This window comes from Pseudoalteromonas sp. PB2-1, assembly GCF_045040605.1.
GTDB lineage: Bacteria > Pseudomonadota > Gammaproteobacteria > Enterobacterales > Alteromonadaceae > Pseudoalteromonas > Pseudoalteromonas arabiensis.
The window spans coordinates 23,296-43,951 of sequence record NZ_CP090668.1; the positions used below are offsets into that span (position 1 = coordinate 23,296).

20 protein-coding genes are annotated in these 20,656 nt (G+C 40.7%); 11 read left to right on the forward strand and 9 right to left on the reverse strand.

Features of this window, described 5'->3' with window-relative positions; all coding sequences use genetic code 11:
• Positions 1–191 precede the first annotated feature (191 nt).
• The gene (locus L0Z67_RS17065; RefSeq protein ID WP_392353502.1) at positions 192–2,126 is read left to right on the forward strand and encodes an ATP-dependent DNA helicase RecQ; all 1,935 of its coding nucleotides are present in this window, start codon (positions 192–194) and stop codon (positions 2,124–2,126) included.
• Positions 2,127–2,177: 51 nt separating this feature from the next.
• On the opposite strand, the gene L0Z67_RS17070 is transcribed toward L0Z67_RS17065, so the two are convergent.
• The gene (locus L0Z67_RS17070; RefSeq protein ID WP_392353504.1) at positions 2,178–3,545 is read right to left on the reverse strand and encodes a TrkH family potassium uptake protein; all 1,368 of its coding nucleotides are present in this window, start codon (positions 3,543–3,545) and stop codon (positions 2,178–2,180) included.
• Positions 3,542–4,201, reverse strand: a complete 660-nt coding sequence (locus L0Z67_RS17075) for a TrkA family potassium uptake protein (RefSeq protein WP_054553462.1) — start codon at positions 4,199–4,201, stop codon at positions 3,542–3,544. The genes L0Z67_RS17070 and L0Z67_RS17075 overlap by 4 nt, the downstream gene beginning before the upstream one ends.
• Positions 4,202–4,381: 180 nt before the next feature.
• Here L0Z67_RS17075 and L0Z67_RS17080 point away from each other — a divergent pair, with 180 nt between their 5' ends.
• The 3 genes from L0Z67_RS17080 to L0Z67_RS17090 all read left to right on the forward strand — a co-directional run bounded on the left by L0Z67_RS17080 (position 4,382) and on the right by L0Z67_RS17090 (position 7,342).
• Positions 4,382–5,683, forward strand: a complete 1,302-nt coding sequence (locus tag L0Z67_RS17080; RefSeq protein ID WP_392353507.1) for a DUF4118 domain-containing protein — start codon at positions 4,382–4,384, stop codon at positions 5,681–5,683.
• Positions 5,676–6,344, forward strand: coding sequence for a response regulator transcription factor (locus L0Z67_RS17085; RefSeq protein ID WP_237127559.1), 669 nt, complete (start codon positions 5,676–5,678; stop codon positions 6,342–6,344). Before L0Z67_RS17080 ends, L0Z67_RS17085 begins: the two co-directional genes overlap by 8 nt.
• A 95-nt stretch (positions 6,345–6,439) precedes the next feature.
• A complete protein-coding gene (locus tag L0Z67_RS17090; RefSeq protein WP_405128751.1) occupies positions 6,440–7,342 on the forward strand; it encodes a diguanylate cyclase in 903 nt (300 codons plus the stop codon).
• A 73-nt stretch (positions 7,343–7,415) separates the two neighbouring features.
• Here the strand turns inward: L0Z67_RS17090 and L0Z67_RS17095 are convergent, their stop codons facing one another.
• Both L0Z67_RS17095 and L0Z67_RS17100 read right to left on the reverse strand, forming a co-directional pair.
• On the reverse strand, positions 7,416–8,033 hold the full coding sequence (locus L0Z67_RS17095) for a glutathione S-transferase family protein (protein ID WP_237127560.1): 618 nt from the start codon (positions 8,031–8,033) through the stop codon (positions 7,416–7,418).
• A gap of 58 nt (positions 8,034–8,091) precedes the next feature.
• Complete coding sequence (locus L0Z67_RS17100; protein ID WP_392353511.1) at positions 8,092–9,123, reverse strand: NADP-dependent oxidoreductase; 1,032 nt, start codon at positions 9,121–9,123, stop codon at positions 8,092–8,094.
• 186 nt (positions 9,124–9,309) lie between these two features.
• On the opposite strand from L0Z67_RS17100, the gene L0Z67_RS17105 reads away from it, so the two are divergent.
• Together L0Z67_RS17105 and L0Z67_RS17110 are read left to right on the forward strand one after the other, a co-directional pair.
• Positions 9,310–9,729 carry a hypothetical protein gene (locus L0Z67_RS17105; protein WP_062567735.1) on the forward strand — a complete coding sequence of 140 codons (420 nt, stop codon included), beginning with the start codon at positions 9,310–9,312 and terminating at the stop codon, positions 9,727–9,729.
• Positions 9,730–9,739: 10 nt separating this feature from the next.
• Complete coding sequence (locus L0Z67_RS17110) at positions 9,740–10,582, forward strand: SMP-30/gluconolactonase/LRE family protein (protein ID WP_157066161.1); 843 nt, start codon at positions 9,740–9,742, stop codon at positions 10,580–10,582.
• Here L0Z67_RS17110 and L0Z67_RS17115 read toward each other — a convergent pair.
• The 3 genes from L0Z67_RS17115 to L0Z67_RS17125 all read right to left on the reverse strand — a co-directional run bounded on the left by L0Z67_RS17115 (position 10,579) and on the right by L0Z67_RS17125 (position 14,699).
• Positions 10,579–10,812: a helix-hairpin-helix domain-containing protein gene (locus L0Z67_RS17115; protein ID WP_062567733.1), complete on the reverse strand. Its 234-nt coding sequence runs from the start codon at positions 10,810–10,812 to the stop codon at positions 10,579–10,581. The genes L0Z67_RS17110 and L0Z67_RS17115 overlap by 4 nt on opposite strands.
• Positions 10,802–11,797: a hypothetical protein gene (locus L0Z67_RS17120; protein WP_392353515.1), complete on the reverse strand. Its 996-nt coding sequence runs from the start codon at positions 11,795–11,797 to the stop codon at positions 10,802–10,804. Before L0Z67_RS17120 ends, L0Z67_RS17115 begins: the two co-directional genes overlap by 11 nt.
• A gap of 166 nt (positions 11,798–11,963) precedes the next feature.
• Entirely contained in the window at positions 11,964–14,699 is a 2,736-nt protein-coding gene (locus L0Z67_RS17125) for a TonB-dependent receptor domain-containing protein (RefSeq protein WP_392353517.1), read from the reverse strand.
• Positions 14,700–14,959: 260 nt separating this feature from the next.
• On the opposite strand from L0Z67_RS17125, the gene L0Z67_RS17130 reads away from it, so the two are divergent.
• Complete coding sequence (locus L0Z67_RS17130) at positions 14,960–16,165, forward strand: anhydro-N-acetylmuramic acid kinase (RefSeq protein ID WP_392353519.1); 1,206 nt, start codon at positions 14,960–14,962, stop codon at positions 16,163–16,165.
• Here L0Z67_RS17130 and L0Z67_RS17135 read toward each other — a convergent pair.
• Positions 16,162–16,641, reverse strand: a complete 480-nt coding sequence (locus L0Z67_RS17135) for a hypothetical protein (RefSeq protein ID WP_392353521.1) — start codon at positions 16,639–16,641, stop codon at positions 16,162–16,164. The genes L0Z67_RS17130 and L0Z67_RS17135 overlap by 4 nt on opposite strands.
• Before the next feature lie 695 nt (positions 16,642–17,336).
• On the opposite strand from L0Z67_RS17135, the gene L0Z67_RS17140 reads away from it, so the two are divergent.
• The 4 genes from L0Z67_RS17140 (at position 17,337) to L0Z67_RS17155 (ending at position 19,987) form a co-directional block, all read left to right on the forward strand.
• Complete coding sequence (locus L0Z67_RS17140) at positions 17,337–17,612, forward strand: type II toxin-antitoxin system RelE/ParE family toxin (RefSeq protein WP_392353523.1); 276 nt, start codon at positions 17,337–17,339, stop codon at positions 17,610–17,612.
• Positions 17,609–18,235: a Shedu anti-phage system protein SduA domain-containing protein gene (locus L0Z67_RS17145; protein ID WP_392353525.1), complete on the forward strand. Its 627-nt coding sequence runs from the start codon at positions 17,609–17,611 to the stop codon at positions 18,233–18,235. Before L0Z67_RS17140 ends, L0Z67_RS17145 begins: the two co-directional genes overlap by 4 nt.
• Before the next feature lie 431 nt (positions 18,236–18,666).
• Positions 18,667–19,341 carry a hypothetical protein gene (locus L0Z67_RS17150; protein ID WP_392353526.1) on the forward strand — a complete coding sequence of 225 codons (675 nt, stop codon included), beginning with the start codon at positions 18,667–18,669 and terminating at the stop codon, positions 19,339–19,341.
• Positions 19,342–19,387: 46 nt separating this feature from the next.
• Positions 19,388–19,987, forward strand: a complete 600-nt coding sequence (locus L0Z67_RS17155; protein WP_392353528.1) for a hypothetical protein — start codon at positions 19,388–19,390, stop codon at positions 19,985–19,987.
• Between the two features lie 217 nt (positions 19,988–20,204).
• On the opposite strand, the gene L0Z67_RS17160 is transcribed toward L0Z67_RS17155, so the two are convergent.
• Entirely contained in the window at positions 20,205–20,540 is a 336-nt protein-coding gene (locus tag L0Z67_RS17160) for a hypothetical protein (RefSeq protein WP_062567725.1), read from the reverse strand.
• Positions 20,541–20,656: the final 116 nt, after the last annotated feature.

A 20,656-nucleotide genomic window follows, 5' to 3' on the forward strand; every position in this document is an offset into this window, starting at 1 on the left:
CCATCAATACCCCACGGCAACGGCTCTATTGTGCGCCTTTTTGCTTGTTTTGTCAGCAAAAGTTAAGAACAATGTGGCGCTTTTTATCCTATTTAGGTGCTTGGGCGATAACAGGAAACGCGATAGTATGGTGCATCAGTTTTTTAAACACCTATCATTTCAGAATAAAGGAAATGAACGAAGGGATCAGGATGACTACGTCACTACATGCATCGCTAAATCAGTACTTTGGCTTTAATGAATTTCGCTTAGGTCAGCAACAAACCATTGAGCAGTTATTAAACCTGCAATCATCGTTGGCTATCTTCCCAACTGGCTCGGGAAAGTCGTTGTGTTATCAATTAACAGCGATGCATTTACCTAATTTGACCTTAGTAGTGTCGCCATTATTGGCACTGATGAAAGATCAAATTAGCTTTTTAAACAGTAAAGGCATCTATGCGGCAAGCCTAGATTCAAGCCAAACCTCTGAGCAAAGCCATACGGTAATGAGTGATGTGCGCGCAGGGAAGGTGAAAATTTTAATGGTCTCAGTGGAGCGCTTTAAGAATGAGCGCTTTCGTGAATTTATTAAACAAGTGCCTATTTCAATGCTGGTGGTTGATGAAGCGCACTGTATATCTGAATGGGGCCACAACTTTAGGCCAGACTACTTAAAGCTGCCGCGCTATCGTGAAGATCTTAATATTCCGCTGGTATTGTTACTCACCGCTACCGCTACCAAAAAAGTAAAGCGCGATATGTGTGAGCGCTTTGCCATTGCCCTTGAATGTGTAGTGCAAACTGGCTTTTACCGAAGCAACCTCGATTTATCAGTGCTTAGTGTCGCAAGCCAAGAAAAGCCTCAGCAATTAGCAAGTATTATAGCCAGCCAACAAGGGGCTGGGATTGTTTATGTCACCTTACAGCATACCGCCGAGCAAGTAGCCGAAGGCTTGAGGGGAGCCGGATTTAATGCGGTGGCTTATCATGCAGGCCTTGAGGATGATAAACGCTGGCAAATTCAAGATGATTTTATGGCGGGTAAAATCAATGTTGTCGTGGCAACCATTGCTTTTGGGATGGGTGTTGATAAGTCTGATATTCGTTTTGTGATCCACTATGATTTGCCAAAATCGATTGAGAATTATAGCCAAGAGATTGGCCGCGCAGGGCGAGATGGTGCGCCATCAAACTGTTTTACACTAGCAAACTTAGATGGCTTAAATACCGTTGAAAACTTTGTTTATGCCGACACGCCAGAGCAAAGTGGGATTGAGTATGTCATTAATAACATTCGTAACGAGCAAACTAATAACCAGTGGGAAATGCAAGAGTACAGCCTTTCGAGCGACAGTAATATTCGTGCTTTAGCGTTAAAAACCTTACTGGTGCAGTTAGAAATGCAAGGGGCTATTACACCTTTATATGCCTATTACGCTGACTTTAAATATAAGTTTTTAACGGATCAAAATGCGCTGCTTAGCCAGTTTGATGCTGATCGCCAAGCGTTTTTACAACAGGTATTTAAACACACTGAGTTTAAGAAAATTTGGGGCACATTAAATTTTGATGCGCTAACCCGTGCCACTCAAGTTGACAGAAAACGTGTGGTTGCTGCGCTTGATTATTTGGCCGAAAAGGGTCATATCGCTCTTGAAACTAAACGTATTACGCAAGTGTATGAAGTGAATAATGCGGTTATTAACCATGCTGATTTAGCACAGCAACTTCATCAATACTTTATCGAAAAAGAACAGGCCGAAATTAAGCGTATCGCCACTTTAGTGCGCTTTTTTGAGTTAGATAGCTGCTTAAGTTACAACTTAGCCCGCTATTTTGATGACCAACATGCACCCCAGCAATGTGGCCATTGCTCAGTGTGTAGAGGCCAGCAGGTAAAACTTAGTTATTCATTAGTGCATCAAATGCCTGAGCAAAATGTGATTGCCAGTAAAGTTGCTGAGCTTAAACAGCACCTAGCAAATAAAGGGTTTAGTGATGTCAGCGTTGACACACAGTGCCGCTTTTTAGCGGGCATGAGTGTACCTTTATTTACTCGTAATAAAGTTAGGCAGCTATCAGGCTTTGGCCTTTGCGAACAGCAACGATACAGTGACATTAAAGCCTTGCTACAGCAGTTGTAGCAGGGTTTTAGGTATTCAGTTATGACACTAAAAAGTGTCATAACTGTAAACTTAGCCAATTTGAATACTGGTAGTAGGGTAGGTCAAAGGTTGGCTACTTTGTCTTGCAAAACAATATGCAAACGTGAGTGGGCCAACTCGACCTATCAACATCAGCAGTATGATAATGAGCTGACTAGGTGCGCTTAAATCACCCGTAATACCCCGCGAAAGGCCAACAGTACTGAGTGCTGAAATCGCCTCAAAGGTGATATCCAGTAACGAGCCTTGTTCAAGCTTGGTAATAGCCATAATACTAATAAAGGCGATAAATAAGTACAGTATCATGACACTTAATGCCTTGATCACGAGTTTGTCGCTCAACTGGCGGTTAAAAACCGTGACTGTTGTTTGCTGTTTTAAATAACTGCGCATCGCTAAAATTAAGATCACAAAGGTTCCTAGTTTTATACCACTAGCCGTACTAACTGAGCCACCGCCAATCACCATAAGCAGCATGGTTAGTAGCGTAGAATCTTGGCTTAAGGCATCAATCGGTAAAGTATTAAACCCTGCGGTACGAGGTGTCACTGCTTGAAACCATGCGGTCAGTATTTGCTCTAACGTTGATAGCGGCGCTAATGTCGCGGGGTTTGCGTGTTCAAATAAAAAGATGAGTAAAAATGCGGTACTATTGATCACTAAAGTCGCAATTAATACTAGGCGTGTATTGGTTGATAGTGATGACCAACGTTTTTGTTTGTAAATATCAATTAGTACTGTAAACCCTAAACCACCGATAATAAATAAGCCTGTGATTACTAAGTTTACGGTCACATCCCCTTTGAACGCAGATAAGCTATCGCCACTTAAGGCAAAGCCAGCATTATTAAACGCAGAAATCGTATAAAACAAACTGTGGTAAGCACTTTTTACTAAGCCATAATCATCAAACCAACTGATAAATAATAAGAAAAACGCCACGGATTCAATAATTAATGAATAGACTAAAACGTATTTAGCGACCTTGATCACCGAGGTTAAATCGTTAGTGTCAAAAGCGCGACTGGCCAATAAGCGCTGTTGTAAACCGAGGGTTTTTCCTAAACTTAATATTGAAATCACTGCCACTGTCATAAAGCCAATACCGCCAATTTGAATCAGCAGCATCACTATGCTTTGTCCAAATACTGTCAGTGCAGTACCCGTATCTATTACCACCAGCCCTGTAACTGTAACCGCAGAGGTTGCTGTAAATAGTGCGTCAAGCCAGCTAATCGGTTGGGTGCTGGCGACAGGGAGCATGAGTAAACTCGTACCCAGCATGATTAGTACAATAAAGCCGATAGTGAGCACTAATGGCGGGTTAATTTTTTGCCGCTTGCGACACTTTACACCGCTAAATTGTTTAGGATAAACGTTGGCTTGCCAGTTAATCATAATGCACGAAACCGTTTTGCTAGTTTAGTTAAATAAGTTTTAGAGCCAAGTAGCACCAGACTATCGCCGTGGCGCAGCTCGGTGTCATTAGTCAGCTCAGTATTGAAATAATCATCACGTCGCAGTGTGAGCGGTTTAATATCGCTATTACGCTCTTTTAGCAGCCAGCCAATTTTGCGACCTGAAAGCTGTAGATCAATGCCCAGCTCAACAATAAAGGTGGACTGGTTAAGCGGGAAATATTGATTAACCATTGGGTAGTTAAGCGCTTGTGCAACTCTTACGCCCATTTCCTCTTCAGGGTGAATAATGCGGTCAACACCCAGTTTACTCAGAATTTGATGATGGCTTTTGGTACATGCTTTTACCCAAATTTGTTTTACGCCTAAGTTTTTTAAGTGCAATACACATAAAATACTGGCTTCAATATTCTCGCCTATGGCGACTAATACCGCTTGGCAACTGGGTAAATCGAGCCGCGCTAATTGTGTTTCATCACTGGCATCAACCACCACAGTAAAACTGAGCTGGTCGGCATAGTGGTTAACTGTGCTTTCACTAATATCTGCGGCACATACCGTGTGCCCTTGTTTTGAAAGTTCTAAACAGGCGGTTACGCCAAAACGTCCTAATCCGATTACTGCAAACTGAGCCATTGTTTTTCTCGCTATTGTGGGTTCACACTTAATGCTAATGACAAAAAAGAAGAAGTCTTTAGAAATGGCAGAAGCTTTATAAAGATTTTATGCCGAGATAAAAAAACTTTATAAAAACTTTATAGTGACAAAATTGAAAACCCTTTAATCTAATAGGGACAAACAATAAGTGAAAAGATCATGCAGTCAGTATTCAAAATACAGTATTTAAAAGCCGCATTTTTAAGTGTGTTGATGCCACTTGTGGTGGTACTCACGATTTTTCCGTTTCGAGAACTGTTTACAACCACTGATATTGTGATGTTACAGCTGCTGTGGGTGACTTGGGTTGCGGTGCGAAGTAATCGTCGTGTGGCTGCGCTTACCACCTTAGTGAGTGTTGCCTGCACTGACTGGTTTTATGTGGTGCCGTATTTTACTTTTCATATCGAAAATATTGAATATGTGGTTACCTTTTTGGTGATGCTGATTGTGGGTTTAGTAATAAGCCACCTAGCCGGTGAGCTCAATACCAAGGTTCGCGATGTGCAAGCCCATGCAAGTAATAGTCGTTTGTTGTATGAACTAGCTAAAAAGCTCAATGATCTCGATAGCCTTGAGGAGCAAAAGCAGCTGTTTTTAACGACCATGGCTACGCACTTAAAGGTTGCGTGTGACTGGCAGCTAACAGGCTCTGGGCAGTTTATTTATTTAAACGAACAACAAGTTGAATTTGGCGGTATTGCATTTGCTAAAGCGCTTAATGCTGAGCAACTTGCTTTGGCGAATACAGCATGCTCTTTACTATATCAGGTTCAAGAAAAAACCTTATTGCGTGAGCAATCCGCGGCGATCAAAGTACAGGCGGAGCTAGAAAGGTCAAAAAACACCTTATTGCGTAGTTTATCCCATGACTTGCGTACGCCATTAGCAACTATAATGGGCGCATCGAGCATGTTGGCTGATGATGATATTCAACTAAGCTCAGAGGTTATCAAAGAGCAAGCAGCTAATATTTATGAGCAAAGTAAAATTCTTAATCAGCACTTTGATAAAGTCATGGAGCTCAGTAAAGTTAATAAATTAGCTGAGAATATCAACTGGCAAAAGCTGCCTATTTTGACTCTTGTTAGCGAAGCAAAATCACGTCGCCAGCAGCAATTACAATGCTTTAAATTGAACATTGAGGCTCAGCCAAACAGTCTCTGCTTTGGTGATGAAACCTTACTTGAAATTGCCTTTGCCAATATGCTCGAGAACGCAGCGCGCTATGGTAATGGCACAGCAAGCATGCAATTTATTGAAACAGATAGTGAGTACCGAATTGTGTTAACCAATCCTTTTGCTAATAAGCATGAGGCGAGTCAAGATGAAGGAGTCGGCTTAGGGAGTGTGATCTGTGATGTGGTTGCTAAGTGTCATCAAGGGCGCTTTGAATTAACTCTCAATGAGCAAACAAAGCAGGCGACAGCTATATTAACTTGGAGTAACAGCCGTGGCTAATATTTTGGTTTTAGAGGACTCTGCGCCTCTGCAAAGTTTTTTAAAAACACTGCTAAAAGCCAGCAATCATGAAGTCAGTGTGTGCGCTAAAGGGCTTGATGCATTTGCACTTTTAAGCCAACAACAGTTTGATTTAGTGCTACTTGATTTAGGTTTACTTGATATGGATGGGCAAGATTGGCTGGTGGAGTTTAGGCAGTGGAGTCTGCTCCCTGTATTAGTACTTTCTGCACGCGATGGCGAAACAGAAAAAGTCACCGCGCTTGATAATGGCGCTAACGATTATCTGACCAAACCATTCAGTGCAAACGAATTATTAGCGCGTATTCGGGTGCTATTGCGCGCACAAACAACACCAAGCCTAACTCTGCAATGCGGCGATATTCACATCGACCCACATAAGCACGTGGTCCGTAAAGGCGCTGAAGAAGTTAAACTAACTAAAAAAGAGTACGCTATATTGCTGTTGTTATTTCAGCAAAAAGACAAGGTGCTAACACATAACGCTATTTTATCTGAGGTGTGGGGTGAGCAGTATATTAATCGCCCTGAATATGTACGTGTACACATTGGTCAATTACGGCAAAAGCTCGAGCAAAATGCAGCGAGCCCAAAGCATATCTTAACTGAGCCCTCGGTGGGTTACCGCTTAGTTGAATAAATTATCGCTTAACAACGCTTTAAGTTGTGTTTGTCACAGACCTTAGGTACTGTTTTAGTAAATAAAATAATAAAGTGGAAGTCTTTTCATTGGCTATGCATCAAAATACTGGGCAAGGCATTAGTTCACTGTCGAATACCCAGCTTGAAGACGTGATTGCAGAAATTGAGCAGGCTATTGATTGGCATCAATCATGGTATAAAAATTTGTTAAGATGCTTAATTGCAGATACTCTCGCAAAAGAACAAGACTTAAGCGATAATGCTCATAACCTCTGTCGCTTTGGGCAATGGTTTAGTAAGCTTCCCGAGCAGACCCTAAACCTTCATTCTTATTTTTCAGAAATCGCTTGTGCACACCAAAAAATGCATCAAGGTGCCAAGGTCCTGTTATCGTTAAAAGAAACTAAGTCTGCTATTACTGTCAATCTATTGGATCAGTTTCATGCCGATTTAGATAGGCTACATGAATTATTTGAGACCCTTATTGATGAGTTCTCTGAATTGCTGCACACCCGAGACCCTTTAACGGGAGCGTTGAATCGAACGAATTTAGAAGAAAACCTGCAAAAAGAGCATGAGCTTTGCAAACGTAAATCGCTTAGCTGCGCGCTGATAATGATCGACCTTGATCACTTTAAGCAAGTGAACGACGAGTTTGGCCATGCTGCGGGCGATAAGGTGTTAATCGCGCTTGTTAAATGCATTAAATCTCATCTAAGAGAGTACGACCAATTGTATCGTTATGGCGGCGAAGAGTTTTTAGTCTGTTTACCCCAAACCGAGCTTGAAGGTGCCAAGTCATTTTCTGAGCGATTAAGAGCTGGGGTTGCTGCTTTAAAAATCGAAATTGATAATGATAAACACATTAATGTAACAGGCTCATTTGGTGTTTCGTTAGTAAATGCTAATGATGATATCGAAACAGCAATCGAAAGGGCCGATCAAGCCATGTATCAAGCTAAAAAGTCTGGCCGCAATCGAGTGTGTGAAGCTTGATTGGTAGCTTTGGAGCTTTATTTTATTGAACAGGGAAAAAGTGACAGTATACAAACTGTCACTGCACATGAGGTCAGTCGTATTTCGTTTCTAAATCGTTTGCTGTGTGATAACTTTCGTGAGTTTTTAGCTGCTCTAAATAACGTTTGATTTCAGGGAAGTGCGCAAGCAGACCTGCCTCATCAGCTTTTTCTACAACAAATGACATCATAAAGTCAGCCCCAGTCAGTGTATCATCAACTAAGTACTGTTTACCTTTTAGTTGTTGATTCACATAGCTCAGTATTTTACCAATTTCATTATCAGCATAGTCACCTATAAAGTTGGTTTTACAACCATCTTTTGTAATAAAGAGCTTTAATAAAAAAGGCACCATTGCAGAACTTTCGGCAAAGTGAAGCCATTGCTGGTAACTAACGTAGCTATCAGATTGTGGTTCTGGCATGTATTTGCCTTTACCATACGTTGTTATTAAATAATCGGTAATGGCACCCGATTCGGTAATAACTTTGCCATTATCTTCAATTACAGGGGCCTTACCTAGCGGGTGAATTTCTTTTAGCTCATCAGGGGCTAAAAACGTTTCGGGGTTGCGCTGATAAGCAACAAGGTCGTAGTCAATGCCTAGCTCTTCTAAAAGCCAAATAATACGCTTTGAACGCGATTTATTTAAGTGATGAAGTTTAATCATAAGTTATCCTTTTGTGGGCGTGATTTCACTACGCCCACATAATTTGAATGGATCAGTATTACAGTGGCTTTTGTACTTGAACAACCGTTTTACCGAAGTTTTCACCGTTTAACATAGCGTTAAAGGCATCAAGTGTATTTTCAAAATCAGCTTCTAGGTGCTCTTTGTATTTAATTTTCCCTTCTTTTAGCCATTGCTGCATATCTTTTGCAAACTCGTCATAGCGATCCCCGTAATCATCAAAAATAATAAAGCCTTGTACTTTAATACGCTTTCTTAAAATCAAGCCCATCAGCATCGATAAACGATCAGGCCCAGGTGGCAATTCAGTTGCATTGTACTGTGATACTAAACCACACAAGGGCACACGCGCTTTTGTATTGAGTAAAGGCAGCACCGCATCAAGAACATGACCACCGACATTTTCATAATAAACATCAATGCCTTGGTCACAAGCGGCTTTTAGTTGCTCATCGAAGTCGTCAGCTTTATGATCAATACATGCGTCAAAGCCTAAGTGTTCTACAGCGTGTTGGCATTTTTCATCACCGCCTGCTACACCGACAACCTTACAGCCTTTAATTTTGGCGATTTGACCTACAGTTGCACCAACTGGCCCCGTTGCTGCTGCCACAACGACCGTTTCGCCCGCTTTTGGCTCACCAATATCCAGTAATCCCATATAGGCAGTAAATCCTGGCATGCCTAAAATTCCGAGTGCGTAAGAAGGGTTGTCTGGGTTTTCACCTAGTTTCATTAGCCCTTCAGTATTACTAATCGCATATTCTTGCCAGCCTGTGTAAGCCAATACCCATTCACCTACTTTATAATCGGGATGCGCTGATTGCTCAACCTGACAGATGGTTGCACCAACCATTACATCGCCAATTTCAACAGGATCTGCATAAGACTCCGCATCGCTCATGCGGCCTCGCATATAAGGGTCAAGAGATAAATAAATTGTTCTTAATAATACTTCACCCTGTTTAGGTGATGATACTGAGTTTGTCTTTAACGCAACGTTACTTTTCGTTGCAGGGCCATTCGGGCGTGACTCGAGAATATATTGACGGTTTTGAAGATCAGACATGCTTAGCTCCTATGACTTAGCTTTTAATTCTGTGTAATAAAGAGGTGCGGGCACGCCAATAGAAATCAATGATTAAATTGTTACCAAGTAGGGAATGTTAATTGCAGTTAAGCAACAATCCATTTTGCACCACGTATTATTACGGTGTATGCTGAAAAAATATTCAGCTGATCAAAAAGGATTGATATGAAAGGTATTTCTTTAATAATAATGGCGCTTGTTATGGGGCTTACTGCAACCAATGCACAAGCGAATTCAGGGACTTTGTCGGTTGATCCTACTTTGCCAGCAGGAAGTGCATTTGCGTTTGAAAATGATGCAAGGCGATACCCAAAAGAAAGTGAATTCAGCATTGTTCATAGCGTGTTGATGAGCAGTGAAAGTGGCAGGCGTTTAGCGGTTGTCACCATTGAGAATAAAGCGTCAGGCTCGCGTATTTTACAAGCTGATCATATTATGGCTTTGTTTGCTGATGGCTCAAGAATTCACCCATCCTCTTTCAGTGGCGGTGTTAAGCTTGATAACGGAGAAAAACGTTCGTTAACGCTGTCTTTTGGTGAAAATGAATATCCAATTTTAGCTGTATACACCAGTTTAGATAATTAAAAGGACGATTATGAGACTTCACACACTTATTGCTGTGACTAGCTTTTTATGCACGCCGCTTGCATTGGCAATTGATAGCCAGGACTTTGTGAAAGATAACGTGTTCACTCAAGGTGTCGAAGGGCCAACCATGTACAACGATACCTTATACGCAGTGAATTATGCTGAGCAGGGTACTATTGGACGTGTTGATAACATGGGTAAGTCATCATTGTTTGTGCGTTTACCAAATGACAGCGTTGGTAATGGCTTGCAATTTGATGAACAAGGTAACCTCTATATTGCTGATTATGTTAACCACAATATTTTAAAAGTACCTGCTAATACTCATCAAGTCGAAGTGTTTGCACATAACGCTAAAATGAATCAGCCAAATGATATTAGTATCACTAAAAGTGGGGCACTGTTTGCTAGTGATCCAAACTGGTCAAAGAGTACAGGCCAGTTGTGGCGCATTAATACTGATGGCAGCACTGAGCTTCTTGAAAAAAATATGGGCACAACCAATGGCGTGGCTGTGAACGGTGACAATACTAAACTTTACGTAAATGAAAGTGTGCAGCGTGTGGTTTGGCAATATGATCTTGACGATGAGCTAAACATCAGTAACAAACAAGAGCTGATACGCTTTGACGACCATGGTCTTGATGGCATGCGAGTAAACAGTGAAGGTCAAATTTTCATTACTCGTTATGGCGCGGGCAAAGTGCTTAAAGTATCACCCAAAGGCAAGGTGTTAAAAACTTATAAACTAAAAGGCCAACACCCAACTAATCTAACATTTAATGAGTCACAAACTAAAATGTATGTGACTATGCAAAAACGTGGCGCTATCGAAGTGATAGAACTTTAGCCTTGCTTTGCTCGCGTAATGGCGGCTGTTATTGCCGCTTTCGCTTGCGGGCTATTTTGCCAACACGTTGAATGAAGCATCGACGCGACTCGCTTCGCAATTGTGCTTGCATCAAACCCAGCTAACTCCTCAAACGATTCAATACCAATTTCTTCAAACCGTTTTACAACCGTTGGCCCAACGCCTTTTAGTGCTAATAAAGCATCTCGTTCTTGATCGTTAAATGGCATTTTTTCGTTCCTTGTTCATTGAGTCTATAAATTGATGAGGGGCATCTAGTCCTAGAAAAACAGTGTCGATATCACCTATAGGTTCAATGAGGTTAATTTTAATATTTGGGTTGCCAGAGTAGTTATAACGTTTGATTGTGCCAGCGCGTGAAATGAAATCGGTATTTAAATCAATGGTTTTGATATTTGCTAAAGCAATATTGTAAGCAGGGTATAGCCCATAGCGAATAATGAGTTGCGATTTACTAATAGAAACAGGACGCTTTGCAACCGCTCGGTACTCTGCAATGAAGAAGAAAAGGCTAAATATAGTTAAACCAGTGATAATGTTTGCTGCTGATGATGACCATACAAAATGTATAAAAAGATGCATCATGGGCAACTCTAATAAGATAATAAAAATAAAGCCAAGTAAGTTAGCTTGTGCGCCATCTTTATTATGATAACTAAAATGTAGTTCACCAGTGAAATAGCTTGGTTTAATGTGTTTAGCGTAAAATAAGAAAGCCCACATCCGTGTTTCGAAACATAAAAAGTTTGCAATTGCGTTTTGTTTGAAAAGCTTGTTAATTGGCCGTTCAATAGCTATATCGGGATCGGTCTTCTGGCTTAAAGCAGATTTTATTGCCAGATAGACAGTAATGAGAGCGCTTAGTTCTAAAATTACAATCAAAGCTAAAAGCCCGTAACGACCTTGCTCTAAGTAATTCATTAAAAATTTGTTTTGCTCTGGAATGATGTAACTCCCCACCAAAATAGCGAGTGAACACAACATCAATGCTTTTAAAGCTGCTTCTTTCTTATTTTTAATTAATATTAAGCAAAGTACTGGTAATACTATCAGTGAATCAAGTAGGTATAACCATTCAAAGTTTGCATTTCCAAAGTCATTCAGTGGATGACTTCCTTGGTAATAAATACCCCAAAAAAGACTAATACTAATTAGGAAAATAAATGGAATTTTTGACTTTATTGATTTGAGCATAACATCTTCCCTGTTGCTTAATTGCTCATATCATAACTAACAATTAAAGTACTGTCCTTTTTTATAGTTGATATAGTTAGTTACTATTCGTTTGAAATAAAAAAAGCGCACCGGGCAGGGTGCGCTTGTGGGGATCAATCCTGTGTAGCTAAAACAGTAGGATTAATTAGAAGCTTGGAGCATATCTCAGTGATACACCGACTGAGCGGCCAATCACACTGTAATCACTCACGGTGTTAAAGTGGTTTGCGCCTACCTCTGGTGTTGGCGGTTCACGGTCTAATAAGTTATCGACACCAAAGTTAACCGCAAGTTCCTCATTAACTTGCCAAGCCGCAGCAAAATCTAAGTAGTTCTGCGCTGAAATAGTTTCTGAGCGGTCAACAGCGTACTCAACTTCGCCGATTCTGCGCCAGCCAAGCTGGAAGTTCATATCGTCTAACTGCCAATCAATGCTTGCACGGTGTTTGTAATCTGCTTGCAAAATACTCGCAAAGTCACCAGAACATGCGCTGCCGTAAGTGCCTTTACAGTCAATTTCTGGCACTGTACTGTTGTTTTGGCGAGTTTGTTTTGTAACAAAGTTACCTTGATACGAGAACCTGAAACGACCACCCATTTGCTCTGGTGCATCAATCACGTAGTTGGCTGCAACGTCGATACCTTCTTGTTCAATCGCGGCTAGGTTAAAGTCGTTCACGATCGCTGTACTAATAAAGCCTGTATTCGGATCGCGAAGTACCGCACCACACAATGGATTGTTCGGATTCGGATCGTCAATATAACAGCTTTGTAGTGCTGCGCCTGGTTGAATTTGGCTTACAGCATCGGTGACACGGATACTGTAATAGTCAACGGACAAATCAAAACCGTCTATATAACTTGGCGTGTATACAATGCCGAGTGTATCTGACTCTGCTTGTTCTGGTTTGATATTCGGGTTGCCCCCGTAGGTATACTCAGCGGTGCTTGAATCGAACTGTGTACCAACAGCAGGTGCGCCAAAGGCAGCACATTGTGTTGCATCACCTGTGCCTAATAAGCAAGGATCGCCGTTATAGCGCCCAGCGAGACGAGGTACAAATTGGTCACTGTTTTGATCGAATAACGATAATGAAAGTGCTGTAATTGGGCTGGCAAATTCACCTAAGTTAGGTGCTCTAAATGCTGTTAAGCGGTTTGCACGAATACGAATATCACTATTAATTGCCCAGTTGATACCTAGTTTGTAGGTGTCTTCTGCTTCAGTGTTCGAGTAATCAGAAATACGGTACGCACCTTCAAAGCTAAGCTCTTCAGCAAAAGGTTGGTCAACTAAAATTGGCACTAAAATTTCGGCATAGAACTCTTCAGAACTAAAGCTTGCATCCATATCGAACGCGCTGATTGAAGCAAAGCTGGTGCCGTTTCTAAAAGCATCGCCTGGTGTTTGTTTACCAGTTTCTTTACGGTATTCATAACCAATTGCAAAATCAATAGCACCGGCTGGTAACTCAAATAGGAACCCAGAATCACCCGATAAGGTTGCTGATATCACACTTTGTGTACGGTCGCGGGTGGTATAAAGCAAGGGATCGCTAAAGTCACTAAAATCATGGTTCGGATCAAAAATATCCACGGAGTTTGCCAATGCAGCAAAGCGGCTGTTGCCATTGTTATCATTACGGTAAGCGTTGTTGTAAATAGTCGCCACTTCATCGGTTTTGCCGTATTGACCGTATACATCGTAGCGTAAGTAGTCGGTAATATCGCCTTTTAAACCCAATTGAAATTGCATTGAGTCACGCACTGCTTTGGTGTGTTGAACACCCAAACCTAAATTACGTTCAACATTAACAAGGGCATTGCCTTCACTGTCAAATGTTAGTTGGTCACGTAGCTCATCAGGGATATAAGCATTGTCTTGTGAAAGAGTCACTTGCTCATTAACAAAAATAGGTGTTTGACCACTCGCTCCCGCACCATTAACGGTTACTTTTGAGTACATAGCGCGACCATAAGCGATTGCACTGTCGCTTACGTCAACATCAAATAGTAACCCAGCAGAGAAACGATCCATTGGCTGTGTTAAGTAGCGGTGAGGAGTAAAATCAGAAGTTTGGCGTTCATTTGTTACAGCACCTGCATCGGTAATTGCAAGGCTATTGCCAGAAGCTACGTCAGTGTAGTAACCACCGCTATTAATTAAAGGGGTCGAGTTTTCAAGTGCATAGTCACGTTCACCTGCTAATAACTCCTTACGCTCTGTGTAACCTAAATAACCGGTAATGTGGCCACGGCCATCAGCAATATCGCCACCAAAAATCGCCTCGAAATTTAGTTTTTCGTTACCGCCATCTGCACTTTCATAGCTGGTTGAAAACTCCGCACCGGTAAAATCATCATCTAAAACGAAGTTGACAACACCAGCCACAGCATCGGCACCGTAAACGGCCGCAGCTCCGCCAGTTAATACATCAACGCGTTTAATTAATCCGGCAGGAATGGTATTTACGTCAACCGAGTTACGAAAACTAAATGGTACGGCGCGAGTACCGTCAATAAGTACCAATGTTCGGTTTTGACCTAGGCCGCGTAAATCAATAGTTGATGAGCCAAATGAGTCACCAACTGTTGCCCCCGTACTGTTTGCACCCGCCGCAGCTTGCGGCAGCTTTGCTGTGATATCTTCTACGTTTACTGCGCGGTCGAGATGGATTTGCGCTTCGTCAACACTGACGACAGGGCTGCTAGAGGCAAGCTCTGCACGTTGGATACGCGACCCTGTTACAGTGATTACTTCTGGCTTTTTTACTTGTTCTGCTTCTTCAGCATGGGCTACGCCGATAATTGAACTTACTGCAATCGCAAGTGGCGAGAGCAGTAAAAGCGAGCGCGTTGTGGATGTTGTCTTTGCTTTCATGTTGATTCCCTAGCGTTTTATCATTTAAATCAACGCTGGTTGGCTTATTACCTAGACCATTTAGTTAATTTAATGAGTCATACTTTTTGTTATGATGCGTTCCGTGTTCTCCTTTTGGGGAGTTCACTCGTACAGTTTTAAAGCAATTTAAAAATCTTTGCAATAATTATTCTTTGAATCTATTATTTTAAAATATAAACTATTCCAACATCCAAGCTTGTTTATTTTCATATAAAAAGCTGATTTTAAGTGATTTATTTATGCATCAACATATTGAAAAACTGTACTTAAGCGCCAAAAAAGAAAAAAAATTAATTGTTGGTCTGATGAGTGGAACCTCACTAGACGGCCTTGATATCGCGTTATGTGAGGTATCAGGACAGGGTATGAATACCCATGTTGACGTTATAAAATTCACAACAGTTGACTACGACGATGATTATAAGTCACGAGTTAAACGGGTGTTTGCAAAGCGAGAGTGTGATCTTGAAGAGGTGACTCTACTGAACCCATGGATTGGTCAATTACATGGTGACATGGTTGCAAAAACGTTAGCTAAGTGGAATGTAGCGAAAGAGCTTGTCGATGTCATAGCAAGCCATGGACAAACGATTTACCACTGTCCAAAAAGTCAGCATAAGCGCCCAGAATACGGCAATGCAACATTACAAATTGGCGATAGTGATCACCTTGCTGTTGCTGCAGGAATCACCACTATTGGCGATTTTAGACAAAAACACATTGCAGCAGGAGGTGAAGGTGCACCCCTTGCGGTGTATGGCGACTATTTGTATTTCACAAGCACCAGCGAAAACCGCATATTGCTTAATATGGGCGGCATTGCAAACTTGACCTACTTACCTAAATCAGCCGATGCGCGTGCTGTTTTTAGCTCAGATATAGGCCCTGGCAATACTATTATGGATGCATATATTCAGCGCCATTTTGCGCCGCTGCATTATGATAAAGATGCGGCAATAGCAAGCCAAGGAAAGGTGAGTGAACTTTTGTTAAATGCGCTCTGTGATAATGCATTCTTCGGCCTTGCTTTTCCAAAAACCACAGGCCCCGAAGTGTTTAATTTAGGCTATTTAGCAGCGGCCCAAGCACGTAGCAACACCGAGCACTTGTCTCACTTTGATGTCATGGCAACACTGGTGCATTTTTCTGGGTTAATGATTGCCAAAGCAATAACTCAATGTAGTGACGGCCTTAGTCGAGTTGCAGTGTATGCAAGTGGTGGTGGGGTGCATAACCCATTATTAATGAAAGTTATTTTAGACAACTGCCCACAACTTTCAGCTATCAAAAACACAGATGAATTAGGTATAAACCCTGATGCCAAAGAGGCGGTGTTATTTGCTATTTTAGCAAATGAATGTTTGTCGGGTGGGCAACAGCGATTTGGTAATACCGAGCAGGGGATTCCCGATATTACCATGGGTAAAATTAGCTTTTCTGACTAAAAAAAAGCCAAGAAGCTAGCGCCAATACTACTAATGTAATGGCGTAAACTTTGCGCTTTATCTTGCTGCTTAGTTAAGTTTTCAGCTGTACAGCTGCTAGCAGCAAGGCTCACATCAAACTGCGCACTGTCTTTTAAAGTGGCATGCTTGCCATGTAGCATGAGTTGCAATACAAACTCGCCGCTATGCGTCACATCATTTAGTGTAAGCATAATAACGTGCTGCTCTAAATCGTTTTGCGTAAGTGTATGGGCAGTAAAATAGGCAGACTCTCGCGCATCAGGATGTGTTGCACTGATAGAGATTACATCGCCCTGATGGGCATCATCTGGTAGCACGCAGCAAAAAACGACACGGTTTTGCTCATCGGCAATAAAATGCAATTGTTCATATTCTACAGTATGCGCAAGTGCAGCACACATAGGATCGTCACTAGAGGGGAGTGCAAACGAAAGTTGCACCAAGGCACTGTCCATTACTTCTTCATTACGTGGGTGATTAAATTAGCGTCAATTATTGATCAGTTAAATGACAGAATTATGACTATTGTCATAAAGCGTATTATTTATTTTAGTGTCTGTTCAACTTTGTACTTTCTGTTCCAAAACTGGAATGGTTTCTGACAAGATTGGAATAGAAAGTCTTGTATGTAAAGGGTTTTAGGGAGAGGGGGATGTCGATATTTGGGGTTTTCTGATAAGGCGTGACAGCTTTATATTTGCCTCAAAGCTACAGATAAATCATTATGAAAGTATATAGTACTAGAGTTAATACAAAGCTCAGCTGGGAGTAATCAAAATCTGTCATTTTTGTGCCGTTTCGTAACTCGAAAATGCCCCAAAATGAATTAACGAAAATACTCTAAAGATCTATTTTTCAGAGATAGCTAAACATTGAGTTTTGCTTAAAATAAGAGTTTATTGATTTACACACTGTATAGCTCGCGCATGTATTCAAGAGAATTAGCGATGAGGGTATTTTCTTTTTCTAAATACCTTTAGTGTCAATAAAAATATTCTAGTTGGCATTGCATTACGTTATTTGTTAAAAATAGATTTATTAATACATGCGCGTAACATCGGCAGAAAGATGCGCGACGAACGCACTATAAAATTGTTAGGTTTCATGCAGAGTAATCATTTCACCTTTAAAGTTAATCGCTGAGAGTTTAATGAGCATAGTTATAAAATTTAGTCAAAGGGCAATGGACTCCTTTGAATCGCTCCCTAAAGAAATACAGAAAAAAGCACATAGAGCCATAAATCTTTTAGAAGAAGGTAATGAAAGGGCAATCCACTCATCTGTATTGAAAGGTGGCAGGAAGCTGTACTCTGGAAAAATTAACCAAAATTTTAGAGTAATCTATTCAAAAAATAACAACGAAATAGTTATTGTTGATTTTATAAAAATTGATGGTATTTCCAAAATTATGAGGTCAGAAGCATGATCTCATTAAAATCAGACCAACTAAAAAGTGCTCAATGCAAAAATGAGCTTGATGAGTTTGAGGTTTTACTAAAAAAACACTCTGAAATAGATGAGGTAACCCTCCTTGATTTCTTTAAGAGTAGACCTCAATTAATTCTGCTAATGGGGCGTGTGGTAGGTGTTGATGCGCCTAAAAAATTCAATGATGAGTTACCCTTAATTGGTAAGTTTAGAGCTGATTTCGTTGTTGCAAGTGAAACTATGCGAGAGTTTGCTTTCATTGAATTTGAAGATGCAAAGGATAACTCAATATTTAAAAAGAAAGTAAATAAAAAAACATCTGTACATTCATGGGCTTCAAGATTTGAAAAAGGCTACAGTCAAGTAGTTGATTGGTTTCTACATTTATCTGTGCACAACAAAACTCAAAGTATGAAGTCCGAGTTTGGACACTATGAAATAAAGTATAAAGGGGCATTGATTGTGGGAAGGCAAAGCTCCTTATCACGAGGAGATTGCAATGAGCGTTTCGAGCAACGAAGAAGCAAATCTCTTATTGATAGCAAGCATATTAAATGTTACACGTTCGATGAACTCTATGAGGCTATGGCTGATCAATACACTATCCTCGCATCATTCTAGTTCAAAACCTAACAAGAAAATCCAGGTGATGCCTACGGCGCACCTGATTTAGGTGTTACCGAAAAAATACTCTAACGTGTTTTTGTCCACACGACGTGTTATGCATATAACTCACCTTTGCCCCATTTCGTGTTAACGCAAATACTCTAAAGATCGGTTTTGAACGATAACCAGGCATTGAGGTTGGCTTAGGATTAGAGCTAATTGATTGCCAAACAGTGTATCTCGCGCATATATTCAAGAAAATGAGCGACGAGCGTATTTCCATTTTCCTGAATCTCTTTAGCGACAATAAAAATATTATAATTGGCAATGCATTACGGTATTTGTTAAAAGTAGATTTATTAATATATGCGCGTAACATCGGCAGGAAGATGCGCGATGGGCGCACTATAAAATTGTTAAGTTCTCTATTAAGCATAGGAGTATAAATGAACGAAGAAATGATGATGGACCTAGAGCGAGAAAGGCTTAAAAGAGAGTATTATCTAGGCAGAAAGCGCGACTTATTTGAGCGCCAAACGCAGTTAGCAAACCTGCTTCCCAAGCTAATTTTTCCAATGATATTTATGCTCATTGCAATGATGCTTTTGGAGCCTACCAAAAACCTAATGTCACAGTATGAAAGAATATTGGCTGCCGAAGCAGATGGGATGGAGAGAATCCCTGAGCTTAAAAAACAAATTACAATCCTTGAAAAACAGCTAGCCAACCTCTCTAGCTCATCAATTGAACAGCGATTAGCAAGTATTGAAAAGTCGATTGAGGTAGGTGATGTGGACATCGACGAGGTTAAAACATTTCAGCAGCTCAGATCTGACTTTGAAATTCTAAAAACCTATATGTTTTCAGATCCAGAGGATTTGGTTAAATTAAAAACCCTACAGCGCGATTATCAAGAAGTTTCTTCTAGTATTGAAAAGTTCGTAGAAAAAGACGTTGTAGATCGAGAAATCAGCTTTCTCAACAATATGTTTTATACCGTGCTAGGTTTCTTAGGCATACTCATATCTATTGCTGGTGGCTCTTGGTGGGCAACTTCCAAAAAATTGAAAGCCATTAACACGGAAGAACTTAACAAGGCCAGTCAGCAGGACGCAGCATAGCTGCGCCTCTGTTGGCGGCGTTAGAGTTCTTGGATAGCTAGGATTTATGAAAAAGAGAAGAAAAAATAACAAACAAAAGCGGGACGAACTCCCAAAAACATCAAAGAAGTTAGAAATAGTAACTATATGCATTGCACTATGGGGGGCTTTACTTAGTAGCTGGGTATTTATCCAAGGGCAATTAGATAAAACTCCAAAGTTACATGTAAGTGTTAGTGCAAAAGCAATCGGGAGGAGTAAGGATAATACACCTGTGGGTGATGTTGAGATATCAATTACAAATATAGGGAAAGAAACCATAACAATAGCACCACATTTGATGGTATTGGCAGCTGATTTGAAAACCGGGAATACGTACAAAACCGATGCGTTTTTTAATCATGATGCTTTCACGCTTGAAAAACGATTGCACACCCCAATCCCAAAAACTTTAAAAGTTGGTGAGGTAGCAATAGCTAAAACTAAAAACGTATCAGGGCACGCATTCTTTCGCTTGATTGGTGTGCAAACTGTTATGTTTGAAGTGGCTTCCGGAGAAAAATTTTCATTTTCTGTTACCTCGGAAACAAAGTACTCCATTTCTACAGATCCAAGTAATAATGAAAATTTGGGCTGGACTAGTGCAGGACTGGCAAGAGAACTCTAACAAAGCATTTAAGAGTGATTCGCAACGCTTGGCAGTATCGCTTCGCTCAAGTATAGCCAAGCGCCGCTCACACCTTAATGCGGCGTTACTGATTAAATACTCTAACGTGTTTTTGTCCATCAACGGGCTTTAAATATAACTCAGCTTTTGCCCTTTAACGATTTAGAGCTAATAGGTTAAGGTCGCTTATGAGCCATCTAGGAGCACAACAAACCCATCAATAAATCTGGTATTCACCTTTAGGTTTATTGCTGTACATGAACGACTCGAGTTCCGATTTAAGTACTTCGACGATATCGGTTGTAAACGGTGTTCTTATTTCGCCGGAGTCTAAATACCTCAGTAAATCAACTTCATGTTTAATAGCTGACTGAATTGAGTAAGTTATAGGGTAGGTGACTTTAAACTGCTGATGTGAGACGACGTTATCAGGGTTTTCTATGTCAACATAGAAGGTTAGCTGTTCATTTTCTTCACAAATATCACTGCAAGTACCATGGTCTCGAATGTAATCCATGACTATATTTTTAATGAAAATATCGAACTCATTCATATTAATCCCTCAATATATGCCCGTCCATTGGGTACAACTAAAATCTAGCAAAGAATAATAAATCTAGCCAACGCTATTTTGCAGATTTTTAGTTAACCCTCTCTGAATGAGGGGTA